The sequence below is a fragment of the Occultella aeris genome, from assembly GCF_902703175.1.
GTDB lineage: Bacteria > Actinomycetota > Actinomycetes > Actinomycetales > Beutenbergiaceae > Occultella > Occultella aeris.
Map to the genome: position 1 here is coordinate 197,638 of NZ_CACRYJ010000071.1, position 22,787 is coordinate 220,424.

The following is a 22,787-nucleotide window of genomic DNA, read 5'->3' on the forward strand; positions in this document are numbered from 1 at the left end:
GAGGAGCGCGTCAGGTGCCGACGGCCGCCAGAGGGACTCAGACGATGACCATGACCAGGTCGCCGCCGTCCACCTGACGGGCCGTCGGGCTCGGCACCCGGCGCACGGTCCCGGCGACCGCGGTGGTGATGGCGGCCTCCATCTTCATGGCCTCGATGGTCGCGACCGTCTGCCCGACCTCCACCGCATCCCCCTCCGCGACGACAGGCGTGACGGACCCAGCGAACGGGGCCGCGACGTGCCCGGGCGTGTTCGGATCCGCCTTCTCCGCAGAGATCGCGGTGACCTCGGCCGACTCGTCGCGCACCTGCACGGGGCGCAGGTGGTTGTTCAACGTGGTCATCACGGTGCGGACGCCGCGCTCGTCCGGCTCGGACACGGCCTCCAGACCGACGAGCAGCCGGACGCCCCGCTCCATCGTGACCTCGAACTCGCTCGCGGAGTCGAGGCCGTACAGGTAGTCCGACGTGCGGATCACGGAGATGTCCCCGAACTCGGACCGGCTCGTCGCGAAGTCCTTCGCCGGCCCCGGGAACAGCAACTCGCTCAAGCGGGTGCGACGGCGCGCGGAATCGGCGGCGAGCTCGGTGCGGTCGGACTCGGTCAGCGGGGTCAGCTCGCGCTTGGGGCCACGCCCGGCGAGGGCCTTCGTGCGGAACGGCTCGGGCCAGCCGCCGGGCGGGTCGCCCAGCTCGCCGTGCAGGAACGCGACGACCGAGTCCGGCAGGTCGAACCGTCCCGGCTCGGCCTCGAAGGCCTGCGGGTCGGCGCCCGTGGCGACGAGTTGCAGGGCGAGGTCGCCGACGACCTTCGAGGACGGCGTGACCTTCACGAGGTGCCCGAGGATGCGGTCCGCGGCGGCGTACATGGCCTCGATCTGCTCGAACCGGTCGCCGAGCCCGAGGGCGATGGCCTGCTGGCGCAGGTTGGACAGTTGACCGCCGGGGATCTCGTGCTCGTACACGCGGCCGGTCGGCGCACGCAGGCCGGACTCGAACGGCGCGTAGAGGCGGCGGACCGCCTCCCAGTACGGCTCCAGGTCGGTGACCGCGCGCAGGTCCAGCTCAGGTGCCCGCTCGGTGTGCTCCAGTGCTGCCACCAACGCCGAAGCCGGCACCTGGCTGGTGGTGCCGGCCATCGGGGCGCTGGCAACGTCCACGGCGTCCACGCCGGCCCCGATCGCGGCCATCAGGGTGGCGAGCTGGCCCCCGGCGGTGTCGTGGGTGTGCAGGTGCACGGGCAGGTCGAAGCGTTCCCGCAGGGCACCGACGAGCGTCGCCGCCGCGGCGGGCCGGAGCAGGCCGGCCATGTCCTTGATCGCGAGCACGTGCGCCCCGGCAGCCACGATCCGTTCGGCCAGGCGCAGGTAGTAGTCCAAGGTGTACAGCGGCTCGGCAGGATCGGTGAGGTTCCCCGTGTAGCACAGGGCCACCTCGGCGATCGCCGGCGTCTCGCGCACCGCGGCGATGGCGGGCGTCATCTGCGTCACGTCGTTGAGCGCGTCGAAGATCCGGAAGATCGAGATCCCGGTGTCGGCCGCCTCCCGGACGAACGCGTCGGTGACCTCGGTCGGGTACGGCGTGTAGCCGACCGTGTTGCGCCCGCGCAGGAGCATCTGCAGGTTGATGTTGGGCGCCGCCTCGCTGAGGGCGGCGAGCCGCTCCCAGGGGTCCTCCCCGAGGAACCGGAGGGCCACGTCGTAGGTGGCACCGCCCCATGCCTCGATCGAGAGCAGGCCCGGCGTGGTCCGGGCCACGTGCGGCGCGACCGCGAGCAGGTCGATGGTGCGCACCCGCGTCGCCAGCAGCGACTGATGTGCGTCCCGGAACGTGGTGTCGGTGACCGCGACCGCGGTCTGCGCCCTGAGGGCGCGGGCGAAGGCATCCGGTCCGAGCTGGGCGAGCTGCTGACGAGAGCCCGACGGCGGGGCCTCGCCGAGGTCGGTGTGCGGGAGTTTCTTGGCCGGTTCCCCGAGTGCCTCCGGCCTCGGGCCGTAGGGCCGGTTCACGGTCACGTGGGCCAGGAACGTGAGCAGCTTCGACCCGCGGTCACCGCTGACGCGCGGGGTCAGGAGCTCGGGTCGCGCCCCGATGAACGAGGTGTCCACGCGCCCTTCGATGAAGTCCGGGTCGTTGAGGACGGCCTGCAGGAACGGAATGTTCGTACGAACGCCTCGGATGCGGAACTCGGCCAGCGCCCGTCGGGCCCTGCGGGTGGCGACCGCGAAGCTCGCACCACGGCAGGTCAGCTTGACCAACATCGAGTCGAAGTGGCCGGTGATCTCCGCGCCGGCGTGCGCCGTCGCCCCATCGAGCCGTACGCCCGCGCCGCCGGGCGACCGGTAGGCCGTCATCCGGCCAGTGTCCGGACGGAACCCGTTGCTCGGGTCCTCGGTCGTGATGCGGCACTGCAGGGCGAAGCCGTTGACGCGGACCTCGTCCTGGGTGATGCCCAGATCGGCGAGGGTCTCCCCGGCCGCGATCCGCATCTGTGCCGAGACCAGGTCGATGTCCGTGACCTCCTCGGTCACGGTGTGCTCGACCTGGATCCGCGGGTTCATCTCGATGAACACATGCTCCCCGGCCCGCTCCCCCTCGGTGTCCAGGAGGAACTCGACCGTGCCGGCGTTCACGTACCCGATCGCCTTCGCGAACGCCACCGCGTCCGCGCACAGCCGCGCGCGGATCTCGGGGTCGAGGTTCGGGGCTGGTGCCATCTCGATGACCTTCTGGTGGCGGCGCTGCACCGAGCAGTCCCGCTCGAAGAGATGCACCACCTCCCCGGTCCCGTCCGCGAGGATCTGCACCTCGATGTGCCTGGGCCGAAGGACCGCACGCTCGAGGAACACGGTGGGGTCGCCGAACGCGGCGTCCGCCTCCCTCATCGCCGCAGCGAGCGACTCCGGCAGGTCGGCGGGTGTCTCGACCCGCCGCATCCCCCGGCCGCCACCGCCCGCGACGGCCTTGACGAACACCGGGAAGCCGACCTCGTCCGCCGCAGCCAGGAGTGCCTCGACGTCCGCCGATGGCTCACTCGAGGGCAGCACGGGGATCCCGGCGGCGCGGGCTGCGCGCAGCGCCGTAACCTTGTTCCCCGCCATCTCGAGGACCTCGGCGGGCGGCCCGACGAAGCTGATCCCGGCCGCCGCGGCCGCGCGCGCCAGTTCGGGGTTCTCGGAGAGGAACCCGTAGCCGGGGTAGATGGCATCCGCCTTGGATTCCTTCGCGACCCGGATGATCTCGTCGATGTCCAGGTAGGCCCGGACCGGATGGTCCTCCTCACCGATGAGGTAGGCCTCGTCCGCCTTCAGCCGGTGCTCGGAGGCGCGGTCCTCGTAGGGGAACACGGCCACGGTGCGGGCGCCGAGCTCATATGCGGCGCGGAACGCACGGACGGCGATCTCGGCGCGGTTGGCAACGAGGACGGTCGAGAACATGCGAACTCCCAGGGGTGTGCGGGGTGTGCGCACCGCACGCTACCGCGATCGGCGCCGCCGGCCGGACGCTGTCCAGAACCAGGACGGCGGCCGACACCCGAGTCGTCGGGCCCCGTTTCGAGGCCTGGGGCGGGCGCAGGCACCGAGGTTCCGGGATCCTTCCCGATCGGGCGGGCGGTGCGCTTCAGGCGCCCTTGCGGGCGGCGCGGCGGCGTGCGAGCTCGTCGTCCTTGGTGACGGTCACGGTGTCGTCCTCGGCACGCTCGGTGGGGAACTCGGCCAGGCTGCCCTCGACCTCGCGCCAGACGCGGCCGACGGCGATGCCGAAGACTCCCTGGCCGCCCTGGACGAGGTCGAAGACCTCATCGGCGGAGGTGCACTCGTACACGCTCGCACCGTCGCTCATCAGCGTGATCTGTGCGAGGTCGTCCACGCCACGCTCGCGCAGGTGGTCGACGGCAGTCCGGATCTGCTGGAGCGAGACGCCGGTGTCGAGCAGACGCTTGACGACCTTGAGGACGAGCACGTCCCGGAAGCTGTAGAGACGCTGGGTGCCCGAGCCGGTGGCGGGTCGGATGCTCGGCTCGACGAGGCCGGTCCGTGCCCAGTAGTCGAGCTGCCGGTAGGTGATGCCGGCGGCACGGCACGCGGTAGGTCCGCGGTAGCCGGTGGCGGTGTCCAGATCCGGCAGCGTGTCACCGAAGAGCATGCCCTGGGCTCGCTGTGGGGTCGAGCCGGGGGCGTCTGCTGTCGCATCGATGCCGCTCACGCCTACTCCATTCATCGCACTGACCTGCACCACTCTATCGCGTGGTGTGCTGCGAGCCCGTCCGGCGCCCGCGATGTTCCCAAACTAGAGGCAGGCAGGGTCCGGATCAACGAGGCCGGCCACGAACGGGCCCCGGCGTGTCGCACCCGGTGAGTCTTACTCTCAACCTGAAGTTGAAGGTTCGCCCGGAATCCCGCCGAAAGAACTCCCGACGGTGGCGGGCATCACACCCATGAAAGCCCGACACGCCCGGTTCAGGCGTCCGTGTCGTCGAAATCCTCCGGTGCCACGGAGTCGAGGAACTCCCGGAACTCGGCGACCTCCTCGTCGGCCTCCTGGCCGTGCATCGGCGCGCCCAGATGAACGTGCTCATGTTCGTCCTCGTCCACGTCGAGGACGACGGCGGCAACGTCGAGGACGGCTTCGGCACACCAGACCTCCACGTGCGCCCGGAGCGCCAGCGCGATCGCGTCAGAGGCCCGCGAGTCCACCCGTCGCCCGTTGGTCAGGACCAGTTCGGCGATGAAGGTGCCGTCACGCACCTCGATGATGTTCACCCGGTCGAGGCCGACCTCGGAGGCCTCGAGCACGCTGAGCAACAGGTCGTGCGGGCCGGGGCGCGGGGACTGCATGCCGGCCTGCGCCGTCGCGATCGCCACACCCTCGTGCGGCCCGATCACGATGGGTAGGGACAGCGGCCCCTCCGCCTCGGACAACACCACCAACACGTCGTGTTCGGGGGCGTGGACCCGAACACGGACACCGAGGACACCCATCTTTCGCACCCCTACACGCTACGCCGCGTGACCGACGAGCGCGCGCAATCAACCCGGGTGATTTTTCACGGACCCCGCGATCGGGGCCGATGGCGCTACTGGAGCCGGTCGATACCGGCCCGGATCAACGCCGTGTGCAGCGCGTTGAACGTCTCGGCCAGGTCGGAGGCCAGTGAGTGTGCCTTGGCCCTGGAGGCTGCTGATGACGGCCCGCTCCGGACCGAGCGCACCGGCGCCACGAGCTGGTCGATGAGGTCGAGCTCGCGTTCTGCGGCCGTGCGGACCGAGCGCAGGTGCCGTGCCTCGATCCCATGCTCGGCGAGCTGCCCGGCGAGCCGCACGATCTCGATGGCACCGGCCGGGTACTTCGATCCGGCGTCGGCCGTGATCAGGCCGGCCGCGGCAAGAATCTCGACCTGTTCCGTCGGGCAGTCCGCCGCCTCCGCGAGCTGGGCCGCCGTCATCCTGGTCCGGCCCTTGGCTCCGACGAGTTCGCCGTCCTCGGTCACCACCCGGGCGCCGGGTGCGGGTGCCTGTGCCGATCCGGCGCCCGCATCGAGCTCCGCGAGGCGCTCCCGGATCACCTTCAGGGGGAGGAACGAGTCCCGTTGCGCGGTCAGCGCGAACCGCAGGCGTTCGACGTCGGCCTGGCTGTAGGTCCGGTACCCCGCCGGGGTTCGGTGCGGTGTCACCAACCCCTGGTCCTCGAGGAAACGGATCTTCGAGACGCTCACGGCGGGGAACTCGCGCTGCAGGATCGACAACGCGGCCCCGATGTTCATCGTCGGGGTCCGGGAGACGCCGGCCGGCCAGCGCTCGGGCTCGTCGGCGGCTCGGGCCGACGCCGAGGACGTGCTCACTGCCCCGGCGCGTCCGAACGCGGCTCGCCGTCGCCGTCGACGCCGATGCTGCCGTCGACACCGGTACCGCCTTCGACGGCGTCGGCGGCAGCCTGCGTGCGGCGCGGGCTCGGGTGGAACGTGAGGCGGTACTTGCCGATCTGCACCTCGTCGCCCGCCTGGAGCTCGCTCTGGTCGATCCGGGTGCGGTTGACGTACGTCCCGTTCAGGCTGCCGACGTCGCGGACCGCGAAGCCGCCCTCGGTGGCGAGGAACTCCGCGTGCCGACGCGAGACCGTGACGTCGTCGAGGAAGATGTCCGCGGCCGTATCCCGCCCGGCGCTGACCCGATCGTCGTCGAGCAGGAATCGCGCTCCGGCGTTCGGGCCGTGCTGCACGATCAACAGTGCCGAGCGCGGCGGCAGCGCTTCCACGGCCTCCCTGTCACTGGCGTCGATCGCGCCCGGCGCGAACTCCTCGTAGTCGGTGGGTACGACGCGGCCAAGGGCCGCTGTGGTGTGGACCGGCGGTGGACCGGACTCGGTGCCCGCGCCCTCGTTCTCGGGTGCCATTGATGCGTTGCCTCCCTGGCCGGCTGACTTCGTGGAACCGCTCACGGCTCGTTCTCGTGCTTGAACCTAGACCGTGAACTTTACCCTCAACCTTAGGTCGAGGGCGCGCCCTGTGGACAGGGGTACCGCCGATCGACCCGCGTGGATCAGTTCTCGTCCTCGACGGGCACCGCGTACTCGGGCTCGACGACCTGGACGACCGCTGTGATCTGCACCAGGTCCCGCTCGACCATGTCCACCGTGGCGCCGGCGTTGCGGAACCCGGCGAGAGCACCGCCCGGGATGTCCAGTGCCACGGAGAGGGTCTGCGGATTGCCGATCGCGCGCCACTCGTACGGTGAGGTCAGTGGCTCGCCGTTGGCCATGATGCCGTCGGGTCCGTCCGTGAACGAGGCCGTCGCGGTCAGGCGGACGCCCGAGACCTCCACGGCCTCGGCGCCGGCGTTGCGCAGCTCCTCGAGCATGTGCACCATCGTCTGGGCGGACACCTCGCCGTCGGGGTCATCGACCTCGACCACGACGCCGGGTCCTTCGACCGGGACGGTGCCGGCGAGGATCGACTGAAGAGTCAGGTAGTCCTCGGCGAACTGGCGCGCGTTCGAGCCCGACTGCAGTGACGAGCGCTGGGTCCGAAGCTCCTCGCCCTCGGCGGTCAGCTGCTCGTTGCGCTGGGTGACCTCGTCGAGGAGCCGGACCAGGTCGTCCTGGCGGAGCGAGCTGAACTCGTCGCCCTGGGTCTGGCGGACCTGGGCGACGATCGCGATCCCGAGCAGCACGCACATCAGGGCGATCAGGATCCTGGCACGCAGGCTCTGCCCGCGCCCGTCCTTCGGCGTCCGCGCGATCGGCCGCGATCCATCGCCGGTGGCTGCGCCGCCGGTGGTGGCCGTGCCGGCCGTGGCCGCGTCACCGGTGGTCGCGTCGGCGGTGGCGTCGCCCTCGGCCGCCGGCTTCTCCTCGTCGGGCGCCATCGGTCAGGCCTTGAAGATGTGGCGTCGGATCGATGCGGCGTTGGAGAAGATCCGGATCCCGAGCACCACCACGACGGCGGTGCTCAGCTGCGAACCGACACCCAGCTGGTCGCCGAGGAAGACCAGGAAGGCCGCGATGAGTACGTTGAACAGGAACGAGGTCACGAACACGCGCTCGTCGAAGACCTGCTCCAGGCGAGCCCGCACGGCGCCGAACAGCGCATCCAGGGCGGCCACCACGGCGATCGGCAGGTAGGGCTGCAGTTCCACGGGGACACTCGGCTGGAGGATGAGGCCGATGACCACGCCGATGACCAGTCCCACCACAGCGATCACGCGTTCCTCCCCTCCCCGGGTCGAGTCAGTCTGACACGCACCGCGCCGTCGCGGCACGACGTGTCTATGACGATTCCGTCACATTCACCAGGCCGGAGGTGGTCCCGGCCGGCAGCACCAGGTCATCGGCCGGCGTCACCGACGACGGGATCGAGAACTGCGAGGAGAGGGTGCTCAGGTGGGTCGCCGCACTCGTACGCGCGAACGAGGTGCGCATCCCCTGCGGGTCCCCGATCGCCTCGACCACGTACGGGGTCACGAGTGGCTGCAGGTCCACGAGGACGGCCTCCCCCGCGGTCCGGATCGCGGTGGCAGCGGTCAGCCGGTGCCCGTTGATCGCGATCGCCTCGGCTCCGCTCGCCCAGAGCCCGTTCACGACGACCTGCAGGTCGAAGTCCTGGACCCGCTGCTCCTGGGTGCCGGGTTCGTTGTTCTGGGCACGTACGGAGTCCTCCACGGTGATCACCAGGCCGGGCCCGTGCACGGCCGTGCTCCCCGCCCACACCGCGAGATCGGACGACTCGTCGAGGACCTGCGCGTCGCCCGACCCGAGCGCGGTGACCTGAAGATCGTTGATCTCGGTACGGACGCCGTCGTTCTGCGCGGTCAGCTCCTCGGAGGCGGCGATCCGCTCCCGGATCTGCTCGATCAGCACCGCGCGGGCACTCTCGCCCGACGGCAGTGGGGCGCGCAGTGCCTTGGCCGCCCACACCCCGCCGAGACCAAGGGCGGCCGCCGCGAGCAGGACCAGCACGCGGGACACTGCGCCGTAGCGGGGCGCCGTGCCAGCCGCCCGGGCCTGCGCCGCGGCCGCGTAGCCGGGGTCCAGGGGGCGCTCGGTCACCTCGTTGAGCAGCGTCATCGAGGCGTCGGGGCGGCGCCCGAGGGAGATCGGGCTACCCGCGGGGCGCGGGGTACTCATGCCGCCACCGGCGGGTTCGGCGGCAGCGAACCGGTGCCGCCAGGACCGGAGGCGCCGACAGTGCCGGTGAGCACCTGCCGGAACTGGTGCAGGTAGATGGCACCCGCACACCAGTACAGGAACACGCCCCAGAGGGCCGCCGACCAGCCGAGCACGTACGCGATCTCGCCGGGCGTGCCGGGGATCTGGGCGAGCAGCAGGAGCGGGAACGCGTACATCAGCGCGAACGTGCCGGACTTGCCCACGACGTGCACCGGGAAGCCGGGGTAACCGCGCCGGAACATGAACGGCAGGCATGCCGTGACGAGCAGGTCCTTGGCGGCGATAGCGATCAGCAGCCACCACGGCACGATCCCCTGCACGCACAGGCCCACGAGGGTGACGAAGATGAACAGCCGGTCAGCCGCCGGGTCCAGCGCCCTGCCGAGCTTGGAGGTCTGGTGGAACCGACGCGCGATGACGCCATCGAGCCAGTCGCTGAAACCGGCGAGGACCAGAACCACGAAGGCCGCGACGAAGTGCCCCGACAGGATCAGGTAGCCGACCACGGGCACCAGCAGCAGCCGGATCATCGAGATGATGTTCGGCACGGTGATGACCCGATCGGTGTCCGTCTCGCCGGCGTGCTCGGGCCCTGTGCTCACGATCCGAGGTTAGACGATCCGCGGCCCGTCTCCGCCGTGTGCGTCGGTCTGGTGGGACACTTCAGGCATGCTGCTCGCCTTCTCCGTCGCCCCGCTCGGTTCCGGGGAGTCCGTCACAGCCGCCGTCGCCGACGCGGTTGCCGTGGTCCGCTCCTCCGGGCTGCCCCATCGGACCGACGCGATGTTCACCACGATCGAGGGCGACTGGGACGAGGTGTTCGACGTCGTCAAGCGCGCCACCGAGGCGGTCGCTGCCCACGGCAACCGGATCTCCCTGGTAATGAAGGCGGACATCCGACCGGGCCACACCGGGGAGCTCACGGGAAAGGTGGACCGGGTCGACGAGCAGCTGCGGCGCCGGTCCGGGGCCGAGACCGGGTCCGAGGCCTGACGCCGTGCTCGAGGTCCTCACCGGGAGCGGACTGGCGTTCGCGGCCGGCCTGAACGCCTACATCCCACTCCTGGTGATGGGCCTCCTGGCACGGTTCACCGACATCCTCGAACTGCCCGCGGCCTGGGCATGGCTCGGGGACGACTGGGTCCTTGTCGTCCTCGGCGTCCTCCTGGTCATCGAGGTGGTCGCGGACAAGATCCCCGCCGTCGATCACGTCAACGACGTGCTGCAGACCTTCATCCGCCCGACGGCGGGTGGCATCGTCTTCGCGGCCGGCACGGGCTCCGTCACTCCCGCGGTGACCGACCCTGCCTCGTTCTTCACCAGCGAGGCCGGGATCGCGTTCATCGTCGGCCTGTTCCTCGCGCTCACCACGCACGTCGCCAAGGCCGGTGCCCGGTCGGTGGTCAACCTGTCCACGGCCGGCGTCGGAGCTCCGGTCGCCTCCACCGTGGAGGACGTCTCGTCGGTGACCCTGACCATCCTGGCCATCCTGGTCCCTGTGCTCGTGCTCGTCTTCATCGCGATGCTGGTCGTCGTGGTGATACGGATGCGCTCGCAGCGCCGCAGACGCCGTAGTTTGAGCACATGAAATTCGGACTCTTCATCCCGCAGGGCTGGCGCTTCGACCTCACCGGTATCGAACCGAGCGAACACTGGGCGGTGATGAACGGTCTCGCGCAGCACGCCGACGCCGGCGCCTGGGACTCGATCTGGGTGTACGACCACTACCACACCACCCCGGTCCCGAGTGCCGAGGCCACCCATGAGGCCTGGACGCTGATGGCGGCCTTCGCGGCAAGCACGTCCCGCGTCAAACTCGGGCAGATGTGCACCTGCATGTCCTACCGCAACCCCGCGCACCTGGCCAAGGTGGCGGCGACCGTCGACGTGATCTCGGGTGGTCGCGCCCAGATGGGCATCGGCGGCGGCTGGTACGAGCACGAGTGGCGCGCCTACGGACACGGCTTCCCGCGTCCCGGGGTGCGACTCGGCATGCTGGACGAGGGCGTCCAGATCATGCGACAGGCCTGGACCGAGGGCGTCGCGACGCTCGACGGCAAGTACTACCAGGTGGACGGCGCGATCGTGCGCCCGCTGCCCCTGCAGGATGGTGGCCTGCCGCTCTGGATCGCAGGTGGCGGGGAGAAGGTCACGCTGCGGATCGCCGCGAAATACGCCACGCACACGAACTTCGACGGAAGCCCGGACGGGTTCGTCCACAAGAGCAAGGTGCTGGCCGGTCACTGCGCCGACGTCGGCACCGACTTCGGCGCGATCACCCGCTCGGCCGACTACAACGTCGCGATCGGGACCACGCAGGCCGAGGTGGACGACCGCCTGCGGATCCTGGCCGAACGATCCCTGCCCCACCTCGGCGCCGAGCGCACCGAGAACATGGTCGGCGGCTACCGCAACGATGCCTCGCTGGCGGTCGGTACACCGGAGCAGATCGTCGAGCGGCTCACGGCCATGAAGGCCGCCGGGCTCACGTATGCGATCTTCTACTTCCCCGAGGCGGCATACGATCGTTCCGGGATCGAGTTGTTCGAGCGCGAAGTCATCCCGCACCTGTCCTGAACCTGTCAGAAGCGTGATCCGAAGGAGGACACCATGTCTGTCACACCAACCGAGGGCGACGACGCCCCGGTCGGCGCCCACGAGATCCACCTTCTCGAAGCGGACGAGACCATCCCGCCTCGCCCTGAGGAAGAAGTGGCCGACGCCGCCAGGAGCGACGACGCGTGAGCACACCCGGTCCCCCGCGCGAGGACGCGCCGCCAAGGATGGCACGCTCGCGCAAGCTCTGGCACCTGGGCATGCAGCAGATGATCGTCACGGTGGTCATCATCATCGTGCTGAACGTCGTCGCTCGCCGGCTCGGCCTCGGCTGGGGCGGCAGCATCGCGATGTGCGCGGCGATCGCGTTCTCCTGGCCGTTCGTGGCCGCCTGGTGGAACGGTCGACGGCGCAAGTGACGTTGCGTGGTCGTCGTCCGCCGATGCTTGACTCACCGGCGGCGACGTCCCACGCTGGACAGGCCGTAGCCGTCCCACCTCGGAGGTAACCCGTGACCGATCGCGATCACCGCCACCGCGCCGACGGCCGACGGGATGGCCCGGCCGAGGCGACCGACGGCGAGGTCGGCACCGCCTACCCGGCCAGCCCACCGCCGTCGGGCGTGCAGCCGGCCGAGCACAGCGACGAGCCGGCGCCGGAGCGAGAGGTCAGGACGGCATCGGGATCTTCGCCCTGGACGGACTACGCGACCAGCCCCTACCCGGTCAACCCGGAGGCGGACGCGCCCGACCACACCCTGGCCGACCCGGCCTACCGGCCGCCGGACTACGCGCGCGAGCCGACTCCGGCCCACGGTGTCGACGCGCACTATCCGCCCTCCCCCGCACCGGGGTCGTCGTGGTACTCGTCGCGGACCGAGCCCGCCGCGACCGAGCCGCCGGAGCCCGCCGCGGAACCGGAGGCGAACGGCCCCCCCCGACGGTGACGAGCCAGCCGGACCGGGCTCGGACGGCGGGCGCGGCGCGTCCTGAGTTGCGCCTGCGGCCGGGCACACCTCGACGGTGCGTCCGGCGGGCCCCGCCATGCCGCTAACCTCGGCGGCGTGCACGAGGAGATGACGCTCGCCCGGGACTCCACCGATGCCTCCGATATCGTCGCGCTGCGCGATGATCTCGCCGCTTGGCAGGAGTCCATCGGGGTGACCCAGTGGCGCGTCGGCGAGGTCGCCCCGTTCGTGGTGGAGCGCCAGGTCGCGGCCGGTGAGTGGTACGTGCTGCGCCGCGGTGAGAGCCTCGTCGCGACGGCGCGGCTGCTGACCCGCGACGAGCACACCTGGGGACCCGAGCTCGGCGGCGAGGGATCCGCGGGGTACCTGCACGGCCTGATGGTCGCGCGCACGGCTGCGGGCGAGGACCTCGGCGGGCAGATCCTCGACTGGTTCTGCCGCATGAGCGCGTCGCACGGGTTGCCGGCGGCGCGCCTGGACTGCGTGGCCACGAATGCCCGGCTGCGCCGCTACTACCGTGAGCACGGCTTCACCGAACGCGGTATCACCGACTTCGGGCCGACCAGTGGCTGGGCACCGGTGCGCCGGTTCGAGCGCGTCCTGACCGCGGTGTAGGGGTTGTCCACAGGGTCCGGACGAGGTGTCCGAGGTCCGGGGTTGTCTAGGACTCCACAGCCTGAAGGAGGCACATCATGTCCAAGGAGTCCTTGGCCACCCTCAACACGAACACGCTGATCGGTCATACCGACCGGCGCGGTCGAGCGTGGCACTACAAGTCCGAGTTCCAGGGCGAGCGTCCCAACCATTACCCCGGTGCGATCCCGGTCGCCGATGTCCGTGAGCGCCTGTTCAACTGGCGCGCCGCGGCCCGCCCGGTCGCGGTCGAACGCCCGGCGACCGAGGCGGAGGCCACTCACCGGGACGCGGCGGGCAACCCGGTCCGGTGGGTCGTGGACCCCCGGCGGCGCGCGATCGTGCGGGAGGAGGATCACGAGGGCACCGTGTTCGGGGTGTTCTCCGCCGACTACGTCCCCCATCAGTACGGGGAGTGGCTGCTCGAGAACGTCGAGCACATCCTCGACGACGACCTCTCCATCGCGTCCGCCGGCGTCCTGCGGGAGGGCGCCGTCGCCTGGGTGGAGGTCTCCGTGCCGGACGCCCTCCGAACGCCGGAGGGCGTGGAGTTCCGGCCGAACCTGCTCGCCACCACCACCCTGGACGGCACGCTCGCCACGACCTACAAGCGCACGGTCACCGACGTCGTGTGCGACAACACCCGCAACGTCGCGCTGGCCGAGCGTGGACCTCAGGCGAAGTTCCGGCACTCCCGCTACGAGAAGCTCGGTCTGTTGAGCGCCCGGCAGGCGCTCGAGGTGGTCTACACGACCGCGGACGCGTTCGCCGCGGAGGTCGCCCGCTTGTGCGCCGTGCCGGTCTCCGAGGCGCAGTGGTCGGGGTTCCTGGACGTGTGGGTACCGGCCACGGATCCGCAGAGCGGCGAGAAGCTGACCGGGTCACGCAAGGCCGTCGTCGACCGCCGCCGCAGCGAGCTGGACGACCTGTACCGGACCGACGAGCGTGCGGCGCCGTGGCGCGGCACCGCGCACGCCGTCGTTGCGGCGGTGAACACCCACGAGCACCATGTGCGCGCACTCGCACCCGGCGCGAACCGGCTGCAGTCCAACATGCGCAAGATGGTCAATGGTGCGTTCGAGGAGCTCGATGTGCGCGCATGGCGCACGCTCGAGGGGGTGTTGCAGGGGTCCTGAGCCCCGGGCAGGGCGGCTGGGTGCCCGCCCGGCGCGTGTGCTGGTGTGCCCGTGGCGCGGCGCGACATCGTGACCTGCGGTACACGACTCAGGCCGTCCGGCTGGGGCGCAGTCGCCGCCCGAGCAGGTACATCTCGCAGCCGAGGCAGAGCCCGAACGCCGCGTTCAGGAACGCCGCGACGAGCGCCACGGCCGCGAACACGGTGACTGCCCAGCCGACGCCGATCAGCCCGAGGACGAGGCCGACCCCGGTGATGATGAGGCCGACGAGCTGGGCGAAGCGCGGTGGCGCGGGGTCCTCACGCTCGGTCGGCGCGGCCAGGCGGGGGCGCACGAGCGACGCGTACAGCAGGCCCTGCCAGGTGCCCTGGACCCCGCGGGTGACGCCGAGCGCGAAGGATGCGACGACGACGGCCAGCAGGATCAGTCCCGCCGGCGAGTCGCCGGCGAGGATGGTGGCGATCAGGAGGATGGCAGTGAGGGCGGCGCCGAACCTGGGTCCGCGCGGGTCGATCCCCGCGGCTCGTTCGGTGGCGTCGGGGGCAGTCGTCATCGAGGTGCTCCGATCTGGTCAGTGGCAATGGGGGATGTGGTGCCCGCGCTCGGGCGGGTGGTGCCTGCGCTCGGGCGGGCGTTGACGGATGCGCCCTCGCCGGAGTTCTCCCCGAGGAGGCCCTGGAGGGCGCGGGCCGCCTGGGCGCGGGTGGGCGCGCCGCCGATCCGGCCGACGAACACGCCGGACGAGTCGAACAGCAACGACGTCGGCGTGCTCAGGACCGCGAACCGGCGGGTCAGGTCGATGTGGTCGCCGCCGTCGACCTCGACGAAGGCGAGTGCGGGCTCCGAGGCAGCCAACTCCGACCACAACCCGGCGCTGCGACGGCACGGGCTGCAGTACTCGGAGGAGACCTGCACCACCGTGGCGCCGGTGCCAGGCGGCAGGGCGACGACCTCACGGACCCGGGCCAGGGTCTGCTCTCCCCCGTTCGTGCCCCGGCCGCGTCGCTCGTTGCTACCGCGCGTGGCGGAACGGACCGCGGGTATGGGTCGGAGTTCGCCGCGCCTGCGGGTGGCGAGCCACCAGCCGACGCTCGCGACCGCGAGCAGCACCACGATGGCGCCGGCACGCAGCAGCAGGTCCTGGCTCACGCCGTCGAGCCTAGAACGGTCCGTCTGCACACGAGTGAGGGCTCCGATTCTGTCCGGATCGTGGACAGGATGCCGGTGCGGCTAGGAGCGCCGTGCGGTCCCCCGGTGTGCCGTCGCCGTGCGAGGGTCCTCGGGCCAGGCGTGCCTGGGATAGCGGCCGCGCAGGTCCGCGCGCACCTGCGGGTACCCCGTGTCCCAGAACGAGTCGAGGTCCCCGGTGATGGCAGCCGGCCGTCCGGCCGGCGAGAGCAGGTGTACGAGGAGTCCGACCCGTCCCCCGGCGAGCCGCGGCGGCCGCCAACCGAAGGCCTCCTGCAGTTTCACCGCGACGACCGGTTGCTCGGCCGAGTAGTCCACCCGGATCGATGAGCCACTCGGGACCCTGACCCGCTCGGGCGCCCATTCCTGAAGGTGCGTCGCCTCCGGCCACGGGAGCAGCCGCCGCAGCGCCGACAGAGTGTCGATCCGGGCCAAGGCACCGGTACCGCGGACCCGGTCCAGATCGGGGCCGAGCCAGGTGTCCAGGTCGCGCAGCAGCGCCTCGTCGCTGACGTCCGGCCACTGCTCCCCCATCGCGGCTCGGAGGAACCGGAGCCTGGCCCGCAGGGCATGGCCCGCGTCCGTCCAGCGCAACACGCTGAGCCCTTCGGCAGCGATGCCCTCCCGTACCGCGGCGCGCACGAGCTCGGAAGGCGGGTCGGGCACCGGCGCCGAGGTGAGCTCGATGGCGCCGAGCCACTCCCCCCGCCGGGCTACGACCCGGCCGCGCTCCCACGTCACCCGCGTCTGCGAGCGGAGCAGTGCCGGCGCGGCCAGGCGAGCCAGGTCCGCCGCCAGCGGTGCCGCGGATCGGATGATGGCGTCCCGCCGCCCCGGTACCCGGTCCGCGTCGGCCACCGCCAGCCACTCGAGGCCGGCCAGTGCACCGTCCGGGAGGCTCGCGCCGGTGCCGGACGCCATCAGGTAGGCGGTCGAACTCGGGCGGCGTCGGGCGATCCGGTCCGGGTGGGCCAGTGCGACCACGAGCCCGACGGCGAGGTCGTCTCCAAGGGCGGGGTCGTCTCCGAGGGCGAGGTCGTCTCCCAGGGCGAGGTCAGCACCCAGCGCGAGCCTGGCCCGCTCGACGGCGCCACTTGGCGTGCCGCCCGTGCCCGCGGCGCCATGGCCGGGAGCCTCGGTGATGCCACCACCTCGTGCGGGCTCGTGCGTCTCGCCGGCGGCGGTCGGCCGGGTGGCCGGCTTCGGGTTGCGCCTTCCGACCTGCCGAGCGAGCCGGTCCGCCTGGTCCCGCCAGGCGCGCGCGGCCGGGCCACCGCGCCGAAGCGCACGCAGCGCGGCGACGAGGTCACCGCCCGGAGCGCGCACGTCCTCGGCGAGCAGGGCCACCACCTCCGCGGCGCGGCGTGCGCCGACGGCAGGGGTGGCATCGAGGAGCGCGCGCGCCAGGCGGGGGTCGGTGCCGACCGCTGCGATGGCCCGCCCGCGCTGGGTGAGCCGCCCGTCGGCGCCCAGTGCGCCGAGCCCGGTGAGGGTCTCGCGCGCGGCCGCCAAGGCAGTCGGCGGTGGGGCGTCGAGGAGGGCGAGGCCCGCCCCGTCGGGGCTGCCCCAGCAGGCGAGCTCCAGTGCGAACGCGGTCAGGTCAGCGGTCCGGATCTCCGGCACCGGGTGCGCATCCAGCCGGGCATGATCGCCTTGGGACCAGCACCGGTACACCGCGCCCGGTCCCTCCCGCCCGGCGCGGCCGGCGCGTTGCTCGGTCTCCGCACGACTGGCCCACGTGGTCACCAGTCCGGCCAGTCCACGCCGATGGTCGGTGCGCGGCCTGCGGGCGAAGCCCGCGTCGACGACCACCCGCACCCCGGGGACCGTCAACGAGGACTCGGCCACCGCCGTCGACACCACGACCCGGCGTCGCGGGCCTGGGTTGAGGGCGAGGTCCTGCTGCTCGCTCGAGAGGCGGCCGTGCAGGGGGCGTACGTCGGCCCCGAGGCCGCCGCCAGCGGTGAGCGATCGACAGACCGTGTCCACCTCGTAGGCGCCGGGCACGAACACCAGGACGTCGCCGTCGGTGTCCGCCAGGGCCGCGCGGGCGGTGGCGGCCACGTGCTCGAGGAACGGCCGGGTGATGCCCCGCTCGTCCGTGCGGGCCACCCGTGTGGGTGGCGGCCTCCAAAGCTCCGTGACGGGGTGCAGGATGCCGGGCACTGTGATCACCGGTGCCGGGCCGGCGGGGTCGGCGCTGCCGAGGGCTTGCGCGGTGTGTTCGGCCGCCACGGTGGCGGACATGGCGATCACGGGCAGATCCTCGCGCAGGTTCGTGCGCACGTCCACGCACAGGGCCAGGGTCAGGTCCGCGTCGAGCTGCCGTTCGTGGACCTCGTCGAGGATGACGGCGCCGACGCCGGGTAGGTCGGGGTCGGCCTGCAGGCGGCGCAACAGCAGGCCCGTGGTGACGAACTCGATCCGGGTGCTCGGGCCGACGCGCCGATCGCCGCGCACGCTGTACCCGACGGTCTGGCCGAGACCCTCGCCGAGCAGGCCGGCCAACCGGCGCGCCGCCGCCCGCGCCGCGATCCGACGGGGCTGGGTGACCACGATCCGGCCCGGAACGGCCGCCGCCAGCGCCGGCGGGACGAGCGTGGTCTTGCCCGTCCCGGGCGGCGCCTGCACGACGGCGACGCCCCGGCGGCGGGCGGCGGCGACCACGTCGGGCAGCCCGGCCACGACCGGGTAGTCCGGCGGCGCGGCCAGCAACCGGGCGATCGGGTCCGTGGGCACGTCCCGCAGTCTGCCAGCCGGGACGGTGCAGCCCTCGCCCCGCCGACCGCCGTCGGCAGCACCCGGCCAACCCAGTCAGGCGCACCCGGCCCACCGCCGTCGACCGCACTCAGCCGCACCCACCGCCGTCGGCAGCTTCCCCACCGCCGTCAGGCCTTGCGGGTGTCCCTCGCCCGCAGCACCACCTTGCGGATCTCGTCGAACCAGAGCACCGACGACGCCATCGCCAGGCAGACCAGCCAGTGCGCAAGGTCGAGCGACGCCGTGCCGAAGGCCACCTGCAGGAACGGGATCTCCACGATCGCCAGCTGCAGCACGATCGCAAGTAGCACAGCCCCCCACAGCCACCTGTTCGTGAACGCATGGGAGAACGCGCTCGTGGTCTCGGACCGGGAGTTGAACGCGTTGAACAACTGGGCGAGCACCAGGGTGGTGAAGCCGGCGGTCCTGGCCACCTCCAGGGAATCCTCGCCGCCCGCGATCATGCCCCCGGGCAGGAAGATGTCGATCGTGAGCAGCGTGATCAGGCCCATCACGAGCCCGATGCTGAGGATGCCGATCCACATCCGCGAGTCGATGATCCTCTCGGTGAGCGGCCGGGGCCGTCGCGCCATCACGTCGTCCACCTCGGGATCCACGCCCATCGCCAACGCCGGGCCGGAGTCGGTGACCAGGTTGATCCAGAGGATCTGGGTCGCGAGCAGCGGCACCACGACCGCGTCGGTGGAGGCGTCCGCCAGGCCGATGACACCCGCGAGCACCACCCCACCGAAGACGGTGAACACCTCTCCCATGTTGGACGAGAGCAGGTAGCGCAGGAACTTCTTGATGTTCTCGAAGATGACCCGGCCCTGGCGCACCGCGGAGACGATCGTGGCGAAGTTGTCGTCACCGAGGATCATCTTGCTCGCCTCCTTCGTGACCTCCGTCCCGGTGATCCCCATCGCGATGCCGATGTCCGCCGACTTCAGGGCGGGCGCGTCGTTGACCCCGTCTCCGGTCATGGCGACCACCTGGCCATCCGCCTGGAGCGCGTCGACGATGTCGTTCTTGTTCTTCGGCGCGACCCGCGCGTACACGCTGACCTCGCGGGTGACGTCCCGCAGTCCTTCGTCGTCGAGCTCGTCCAGCTCGCTCCCGGTGACGGCCCGCGCCCCGCTGGAGACGATGCCGAGATCGGCGGCGATCCGGGCCGCCGTGCTCGGGTGGTCCCCGGTGATCATGATCGTCCGGATCCCCGCGCGGTGCGCCTGCGCCACGGCCACCGCGGCCTCCGGTCGGGGTGGGTCGATGATGCCGACCACGCCGAGGTAGATCAGGTCCCGCTCGTCGCTCTCGTCGAGGATGTCGTCATCCTTCTCGTCGAGCCGTCGGTACGCGACACCAAGGGTCCGCAGGGCCGCGGCGGATAGCTCCTCCACGTCGGCCAGCGCCTGGGCCCGGCGCTGCGCCGTCAGTTCGATGACGTCCTCGCCCACCTGGACCCGGTTGCACAGGCCCAGGAGCACGTCGGGGGCACCCTTGGTGACGATGCCGCGCGCGTCCTCGGACGCACGGAACTGTTGGGTGGTCATCCGCTTGCGCTCGGAGGTGAACGGCACCTCGGCCTCGCGCTGGAACTCGGCGACGACGTCCCTGGTGCCCTCGAGCTTGTAGGCGGCCACGAGGAAGGCGGCCTCCGTCGGGTCACCCTGGATCTGCCAGGTGCCGCCGGTCTCGGTCAGCTGCGCGTCGTTGGACAGCGACCCGCCGCCCAGCACCATGCGGGCCTCGTGCAGCAGGGCTGGGTCGGTCACGGGGAGACCCTCGGTGAGGGCCTCACCGACCGGCGCGTAACCGACGCCGGTCAGCTCGACCCGACCCGAGGCGGTGACCACCCGCTCGACCGTCATCTCGTTCTTCGTGAGCGTGCCGGTCTTGTCCGAGGCGATCACGGATGCGGATCCGAGCGTCTCCACCGAGTGCAGCCGCTTCACGACGGCGTTCTGGCGCGCCATCCGCTGCACCCCGATGGCGAGCACCACGGACAGGATCGCCGGGAGCCCTTCGGGCACCGCGGCCACCGCCAGCGAGACACCGAGCAGCAGCACCGTCACGAACTCGCTGGGAGTGCTGACCTGGTTCACGACGGCCGTGACCACCATGACCACGATCGCGATGATGATCACGGTGAGGCCGAGTAGTCGGGACACCCCGTTCAGGTCCTTCTCGAGCGGGCTGGCCTCCTCGACCGTCGCGTCGAGCATCTGCGCGATAGAGCCCATCTCGGTGTCCATCGCGGTGCCGGTGACGACTGCCCGGCCGGTCCCCTGCGCGACGGCGGTGCCCTTGAACACCATGTTCAGCCGGTCCCCGAGCGGCGCAGGCTCCGGCAGCACGGCCGGGTCCTTCAGGACCGCCTCGCTCTCCCCGGTCAGGGACGCCTCGGCGATCCGCAGCGCGCTCGCCCGCAGCAGTCTGGCATCGGCGCCGACCGAGTCGCCCTCGCCGAGCACGAGCACATCCCCGCGGACCAGCTCGGCGGACGGCACGGACTGCAGCTCACCGTCCCGGAGCACCGTCGAGGCGGCCGCGGTCATCTGCGCGAGGGCGGCGACGGCGTTCTCGGCCTTGTTCTCCTGGACGAAACCCAGGACCGCGTTCAGCACCACGACGGCAGTGATCACGATCGAGTCGATCGGCAGGCCATGCGCGCCCTCCACCACCCACGCCACCAGGGAGATGACGACCGCGACGAGCAGCAGGTAGATCAGCGGATCCTGGAACTGGGCCAGGACCTTCCGCCACAACGGGACCGCCGGCGCCGACCGGAGCTCGTTCGGCCCGTCCGCCGCGAGCCGGCGTGCGGCTTCGGCGCTGGTAAGCCCGAGGGCGGGGTCCACGTCCAACGTCTCAGCGACCGCGACCGCATCGGTGAGCGACGGATCCGGGCCGGGACCTCGCTGCCCCGGAACGGTCGCTCGCCCCGTGTCGCTGTGGCTCGGACTCTCCGCCTGCATGGTGTTCCCCTCGTTCGGGCCGCAACCGTTCCCGGACCAGTTTCCCAGGCAGCACCCGGAACGCCATAGGACCAACGTCCGAACGGCTGTTGAATGCTCATGCGAGTTCCCCGAGCCGGCGCCAGGCCGCACACCGGACCTCCACATCGAACGGCTAGCGTGTCGGCGTGCCCCTGAAGACGACCTGGTGGGTGGCGGCCGGCCTGGTGGCCGTACTCGCCGTGATCCTGTCCGTGCTCCGCCTCGCAGCCAGCGCGCCGATCACCGCCGCTGTCCCGCAGTTGCTGCTGATCGCCGCGATCGGCCTGTCCCCGCTCGTTCTGGCTGCCGCGGCGCGCACCGTCTCACGCGGGCGGGCACCGGGTGCTTCCACGTCGCTGCTCCTCGCGGCCGGCATCGTGCTGGCCGGGACCGGGCTGTTGCTCGCGGCGACGGACGGCTTCCTCGGTCTTCGGCTTGCGACCGGGGACTGGCGCCTGCTGGCCCGAGCCACGACGGCGACGGCGCCCCTCGGCCTGGTCGGGGTGGCCGTGGCGTGGGCGGCCACGGCCGTCGGCGTGGCCCGCCGGGAACGCGTCTGGGTGCGCGCGGGCGCCGGGGTGCTGGCGCTGACCGCGCTGTGGTTCGCCGCCTCGTTCGCGGCGGCTTCGATCTGGCGGGTCCGGGCCGGCATGCCGTTGCTCACGGACGCCACCGGCCTGGTCACGGCGGTCGTGATCGCCGTCGCCGGGCTGCTCGCGCTGGGCGTGCCCTGGGTCGCGGGAGTGACCCGGGCACGGTCCGTCCCGGTGCCGGCCACCGACGCGCACGTCAGTGATACCCGCGCAGACGAACCCCGGGCAGACCGAACCCGAGTGACCGAACCTCGAGTGATCGAACCCAGCCCGCCATCCGGCTGGGCCGAGCCGCGTCCGCACCCCCGTGCCCGGATCGTCGCAGCCGGGGTGGCCGTCGTGCTCGTGGCCGGGGGCGCGGTCGCGCTCTGGACCGACCGCGGGGACCGGCTCGTCCTCGCCGAGGTGTTCCCCGACCCGGCATTGGCGGCGTGCGTGGCGCAGACCATGGGAGTGCGCGACCCCGGCGCCAGGGTCAGTGCCGCGGACCTGGCTGACGTCCTCTCGCTGGAGTGCCGCGGACCCGGGTTCCCGGGTGCCTCCGGGCCCGACACCGCGACGCCCGATCCCACGACGGCCCGGGCCGCGATCAGCGACCTGTCCGGGCTCGACCGACTGACCGAGCTGTCCAGCCTGGACGTCACCGGCAACACCGTCACCGACCTGACACCGCTGGCCGGTCTGAACCTGTGGGGTGTCGTGATCACCGACAACCCGGTCAGCGACCTCTCGCCGCTGGCGGGCCTGACGTCCCTGACGAATCTCGGGGCCTCGGGAACCCAGGTGGTCGACCTCGAGCCGCTGGCGGGGCAGGGCACGCTCGCCTACCTCGGCCTGCGCGGCACCGGCATCAGCGACATCGGGCCGCTTGCTTCGATGGGCAACCTGAACGAGGTGGACCTCGGCGACAACGCGATCGCCGACGTCGGCCCGCTCGCCGGCCACGACTATCTCACCGGTCTTGACCTGTCCCGCAATGCCGTCACGGACCTCGGCGCGTTGGGACCGCTCCCCCAACTGTGGACGCTGGACGTCACCGGGAACCAGATCTCGGACCTGACCGCGATCCCCGCGTTCCCGACCCTGACCGAACTGTGGCTCGGCGAGAACCCCCTCACCGACGTCCGGCCGCTGACCACCCTCCCGGTGCTGACCGGCGTCGACCTGACGGGTGTGCGGCCGGGCCTGCCCGGGATCGCCGAGCTCCGCACCGCCGGGGTGTACGTCGGCGGACTCGCCTAGTTCCGCAAGGTGCGCGGCCGGCCCGGCGCAGGTCCGCCCGGCCGTAGGCT

At 71.7% G+C, this 22,787-nt stretch carries 22 protein-coding genes; 9 read left to right on the forward strand and 13 right to left on the reverse strand.

Annotated elements, in window-relative coordinates; all coding sequences use genetic code 11:
- Nucleotides 1–37: 37 nt before the first annotated feature.
- The 9 genes from HALOF300_RS26600 to HALOF300_RS26640 all read right to left on the reverse strand — a co-directional run bounded on the left by HALOF300_RS26600 (nucleotide 38) and on the right by HALOF300_RS26640 (nucleotide 9,265).
- The gene (locus HALOF300_RS26600) at nucleotides 38–3,436 is read right to left on the reverse strand and encodes a pyruvate carboxylase (protein ID WP_156743879.1); all 3,399 of its coding nucleotides are present in this window, start codon (nucleotides 3,434–3,436) and stop codon (nucleotides 38–40) included.
- 184 nt (nucleotides 3,437–3,620) lie between these two features.
- On the reverse strand, nucleotides 3,621–4,145 hold the full coding sequence (locus HALOF300_RS26605; protein ID WP_231955808.1) for a MerR family transcriptional regulator: 525 nt from the start codon (nucleotides 4,143–4,145) through the stop codon (nucleotides 3,621–3,623).
- A gap of 314 nt (nucleotides 4,146–4,459) precedes the next feature.
- Nucleotides 4,460–4,981 (reverse strand): bifunctional nuclease family protein, encoded by a 522-nt coding sequence (locus HALOF300_RS26610; protein ID WP_156743936.1) that lies wholly within the window; start codon nucleotides 4,979–4,981, stop codon nucleotides 4,460–4,462.
- 95 nt (nucleotides 4,982–5,076) lie between these two features.
- On the reverse strand, nucleotides 5,077–5,841 hold the full coding sequence (gene ftsR / locus HALOF300_RS26615; protein ID WP_231955801.1) for a transcriptional regulator FtsR: 765 nt from the start codon (nucleotides 5,839–5,841) through the stop codon (nucleotides 5,077–5,079).
- The gene (locus HALOF300_RS26620) at nucleotides 5,838–6,392 is read right to left on the reverse strand and encodes an FHA domain-containing protein (protein ID WP_156743880.1); all 555 of its coding nucleotides are present in this window, start codon (nucleotides 6,390–6,392) and stop codon (nucleotides 5,838–5,840) included. Before HALOF300_RS26620 ends, ftsR begins: the two co-directional genes overlap by 4 nt.
- 146 nt (nucleotides 6,393–6,538) lie before the next feature.
- The gene (locus tag HALOF300_RS26625; protein WP_156743881.1) at nucleotides 6,539–7,363 is read right to left on the reverse strand and encodes a DUF881 domain-containing protein; all 825 of its coding nucleotides are present in this window, start codon (nucleotides 7,361–7,363) and stop codon (nucleotides 6,539–6,541) included.
- A 3-nt stretch (nucleotides 7,364–7,366) separates the two neighbouring features.
- Nucleotides 7,367–7,699, reverse strand: a complete 333-nt coding sequence (locus HALOF300_RS26630) for a small basic family protein (RefSeq protein ID WP_154794174.1) — start codon at nucleotides 7,697–7,699, stop codon at nucleotides 7,367–7,369.
- A 64-nt stretch (nucleotides 7,700–7,763) separates the two neighbouring features.
- Nucleotides 7,764–8,621, reverse strand: coding sequence for a DUF881 domain-containing protein (locus tag HALOF300_RS26635; RefSeq protein ID WP_156743882.1), 858 nt, complete (start codon nucleotides 8,619–8,621; stop codon nucleotides 7,764–7,766).
- On the reverse strand, nucleotides 8,618–9,265 hold the full coding sequence (locus tag HALOF300_RS26640; RefSeq protein ID WP_231955802.1) for a CDP-alcohol phosphatidyltransferase family protein: 648 nt from the start codon (nucleotides 9,263–9,265) through the stop codon (nucleotides 8,618–8,620). The genes HALOF300_RS26635 and HALOF300_RS26640 overlap by 4 nt, the downstream gene beginning before the upstream one ends.
- A 67-nt stretch (nucleotides 9,266–9,332) precedes the next feature.
- Here HALOF300_RS26640 and HALOF300_RS26645 point away from each other — a divergent pair, with 67 nt between their 5' ends.
- The 8 genes from HALOF300_RS26645 (at nucleotide 9,333) to HALOF300_RS26675 (ending at nucleotide 13,955) form a co-directional block, all read left to right on the forward strand.
- On the forward strand, nucleotides 9,333–9,656 hold the full coding sequence (locus HALOF300_RS26645; protein ID WP_156743883.1) for an MTH1187 family thiamine-binding protein: 324 nt from the start codon (nucleotides 9,333–9,335) through the stop codon (nucleotides 9,654–9,656).
- 4 nt (nucleotides 9,657–9,660) lie between these two features.
- Complete coding sequence (locus HALOF300_RS26650; RefSeq protein WP_156743884.1) at nucleotides 9,661–10,251, forward strand: DUF4126 domain-containing protein; 591 nt, start codon at nucleotides 9,661–9,663, stop codon at nucleotides 10,249–10,251.
- A complete protein-coding gene (locus tag HALOF300_RS26655) occupies nucleotides 10,248–11,240 on the forward strand; it encodes an LLM class F420-dependent oxidoreductase (protein WP_156743885.1) in 993 nt (330 codons plus the stop codon). Before HALOF300_RS26650 ends, HALOF300_RS26655 begins: the two co-directional genes overlap by 4 nt.
- A gap of 33 nt (nucleotides 11,241–11,273) precedes the next feature.
- Nucleotides 11,274–11,408, forward strand: a complete 135-nt coding sequence (locus tag HALOF300_RS27590; RefSeq protein WP_269455334.1) for a hypothetical protein — start codon at nucleotides 11,274–11,276, stop codon at nucleotides 11,406–11,408.
- The gene (locus tag HALOF300_RS26660) at nucleotides 11,405–11,638 is read left to right on the forward strand and encodes a hypothetical protein (RefSeq protein ID WP_156743886.1); all 234 of its coding nucleotides are present in this window, start codon (nucleotides 11,405–11,407) and stop codon (nucleotides 11,636–11,638) included. Before HALOF300_RS27590 ends, HALOF300_RS26660 begins: the two co-directional genes overlap by 4 nt.
- A gap of 92 nt (nucleotides 11,639–11,730) precedes the next feature.
- Entirely contained in the window at nucleotides 11,731–12,165 is a 435-nt protein-coding gene (locus HALOF300_RS26665; RefSeq protein ID WP_156743887.1) for a hypothetical protein, read from the forward strand.
- 117 nt (nucleotides 12,166–12,282) lie between these two features.
- Nucleotides 12,283–12,801 carry a GNAT family N-acetyltransferase gene (locus HALOF300_RS26670; RefSeq protein WP_156743888.1) on the forward strand — a complete coding sequence of 173 codons (519 nt, stop codon included), beginning with the start codon at nucleotides 12,283–12,285 and terminating at the stop codon, nucleotides 12,799–12,801.
- A 77-nt stretch (nucleotides 12,802–12,878) separates the two neighbouring features.
- Complete coding sequence (locus HALOF300_RS26675) at nucleotides 12,879–13,955, forward strand: DUF932 domain-containing protein (RefSeq protein WP_156743889.1); 1,077 nt, start codon at nucleotides 12,879–12,881, stop codon at nucleotides 13,953–13,955.
- Between the two features lie 88 nt (nucleotides 13,956–14,043).
- On the opposite strand, the gene HALOF300_RS26680 is transcribed toward HALOF300_RS26675, so the two are convergent.
- The 4 genes from HALOF300_RS26680 to HALOF300_RS26695 all read right to left on the reverse strand — a co-directional run bounded on the left by HALOF300_RS26680 (nucleotide 14,044) and on the right by HALOF300_RS26695 (nucleotide 20,881).
- On the reverse strand, nucleotides 14,044–14,508 hold the full coding sequence (locus HALOF300_RS26680; RefSeq protein ID WP_156743890.1) for a DUF4395 domain-containing protein: 465 nt from the start codon (nucleotides 14,506–14,508) through the stop codon (nucleotides 14,044–14,046).
- Nucleotides 14,505–15,104 (reverse strand): TlpA family protein disulfide reductase, encoded by a 600-nt coding sequence (locus HALOF300_RS26685; protein ID WP_197522864.1) that lies wholly within the window; start codon nucleotides 15,102–15,104, stop codon nucleotides 14,505–14,507. The genes HALOF300_RS26680 and HALOF300_RS26685 overlap by 4 nt, the downstream gene beginning before the upstream one ends.
- An 81-nt stretch (nucleotides 15,105–15,185) precedes the next feature.
- Nucleotides 15,186–17,882: an ATP-dependent RNA helicase gene (locus tag HALOF300_RS26690; protein ID WP_156743892.1), complete on the reverse strand. Its 2,697-nt coding sequence runs from the start codon at nucleotides 17,880–17,882 to the stop codon at nucleotides 15,186–15,188.
- 149 nt (nucleotides 17,883–18,031) lie between these two features.
- On the reverse strand, nucleotides 18,032–20,881 hold the full coding sequence (locus tag HALOF300_RS26695; protein ID WP_156743893.1) for a cation-translocating P-type ATPase: 2,850 nt from the start codon (nucleotides 20,879–20,881) through the stop codon (nucleotides 18,032–18,034).
- A 167-nt stretch (nucleotides 20,882–21,048) separates the two neighbouring features.
- On the opposite strand from HALOF300_RS26695, the gene HALOF300_RS26700 reads away from it, so the two are divergent.
- Entirely contained in the window at nucleotides 21,049–22,737 is a 1,689-nt protein-coding gene (locus tag HALOF300_RS26700) for a leucine-rich repeat domain-containing protein (protein ID WP_156743894.1), read from the forward strand.
- The last annotated feature ends 50 nt before the right edge of the window (nucleotides 22,738–22,787 follow it).

Excerpts from the sequence above, each read along its gene's own strand:
- HALOF300_RS26610 (WP_156743936.1), bottom strand. The coding sequence starts at position 4,981 with ATGGGTGTCCTCGGTGTCCGTGTTCGGGTCCACGCCCCCGAACACGAC.
- HALOF300_RS26600 (WP_156743879.1), bottom strand. The coding sequence starts at position 3,436 with ATGTTCTCGACCGTCCTCGTTGCCAACCGCGCCGAGATCGCCGTCCGT.
- HALOF300_RS26675 (WP_156743889.1), top strand. The coding sequence starts at position 12,879 with ATGTCCAAGGAGTCCTTGGCCACCCTCAACACGAACACGCTGATCGGT.
- HALOF300_RS26625 (WP_156743881.1), bottom strand. The coding sequence starts at position 7,363 with ATGGCGCCCGACGAGGAGAAGCCGGCGGCCGAGGGCGACGCCACCGCC.
- HALOF300_RS27590 (WP_269455334.1), top strand. The coding sequence starts at position 11,274 with ATGTCTGTCACACCAACCGAGGGCGACGACGCCCCGGTCGGCGCCCAC.
- HALOF300_RS26695 (WP_156743893.1), bottom strand. The coding sequence starts at position 20,881 with ATGCAGGCGGAGAGTCCGAGCCACAGCGACACGGGGCGAGCGACCGTT.
- HALOF300_RS26655 (WP_156743885.1), top strand. The coding sequence starts at position 10,248 with ATGAAATTCGGACTCTTCATCCCGCAGGGCTGGCGCTTCGACCTCACC.
- HALOF300_RS26620 (WP_156743880.1), bottom strand. The coding sequence starts at position 6,392 with ATGGCACCCGAGAACGAGGGCGCGGGCACCGAGTCCGGTCCACCGCCG.
- HALOF300_RS26605 (WP_231955808.1), bottom strand. The coding sequence starts at position 4,145 with ATGCTCTTCGGTGACACGCTGCCGGATCTGGACACCGCCACCGGCTAC.
- HALOF300_RS26635 (WP_156743882.1), bottom strand. The coding sequence starts at position 8,621 with ATGAGTACCCCGCGCCCCGCGGGTAGCCCGATCTCCCTCGGGCGCCGC.
- HALOF300_RS26645 (WP_156743883.1), top strand. The coding sequence starts at position 9,333 with ATGCTGCTCGCCTTCTCCGTCGCCCCGCTCGGTTCCGGGGAGTCCGTC.
- HALOF300_RS26680 (WP_156743890.1), bottom strand. The coding sequence starts at position 14,508 with ATGACGACTGCCCCCGACGCCACCGAACGAGCCGCGGGGATCGACCCG.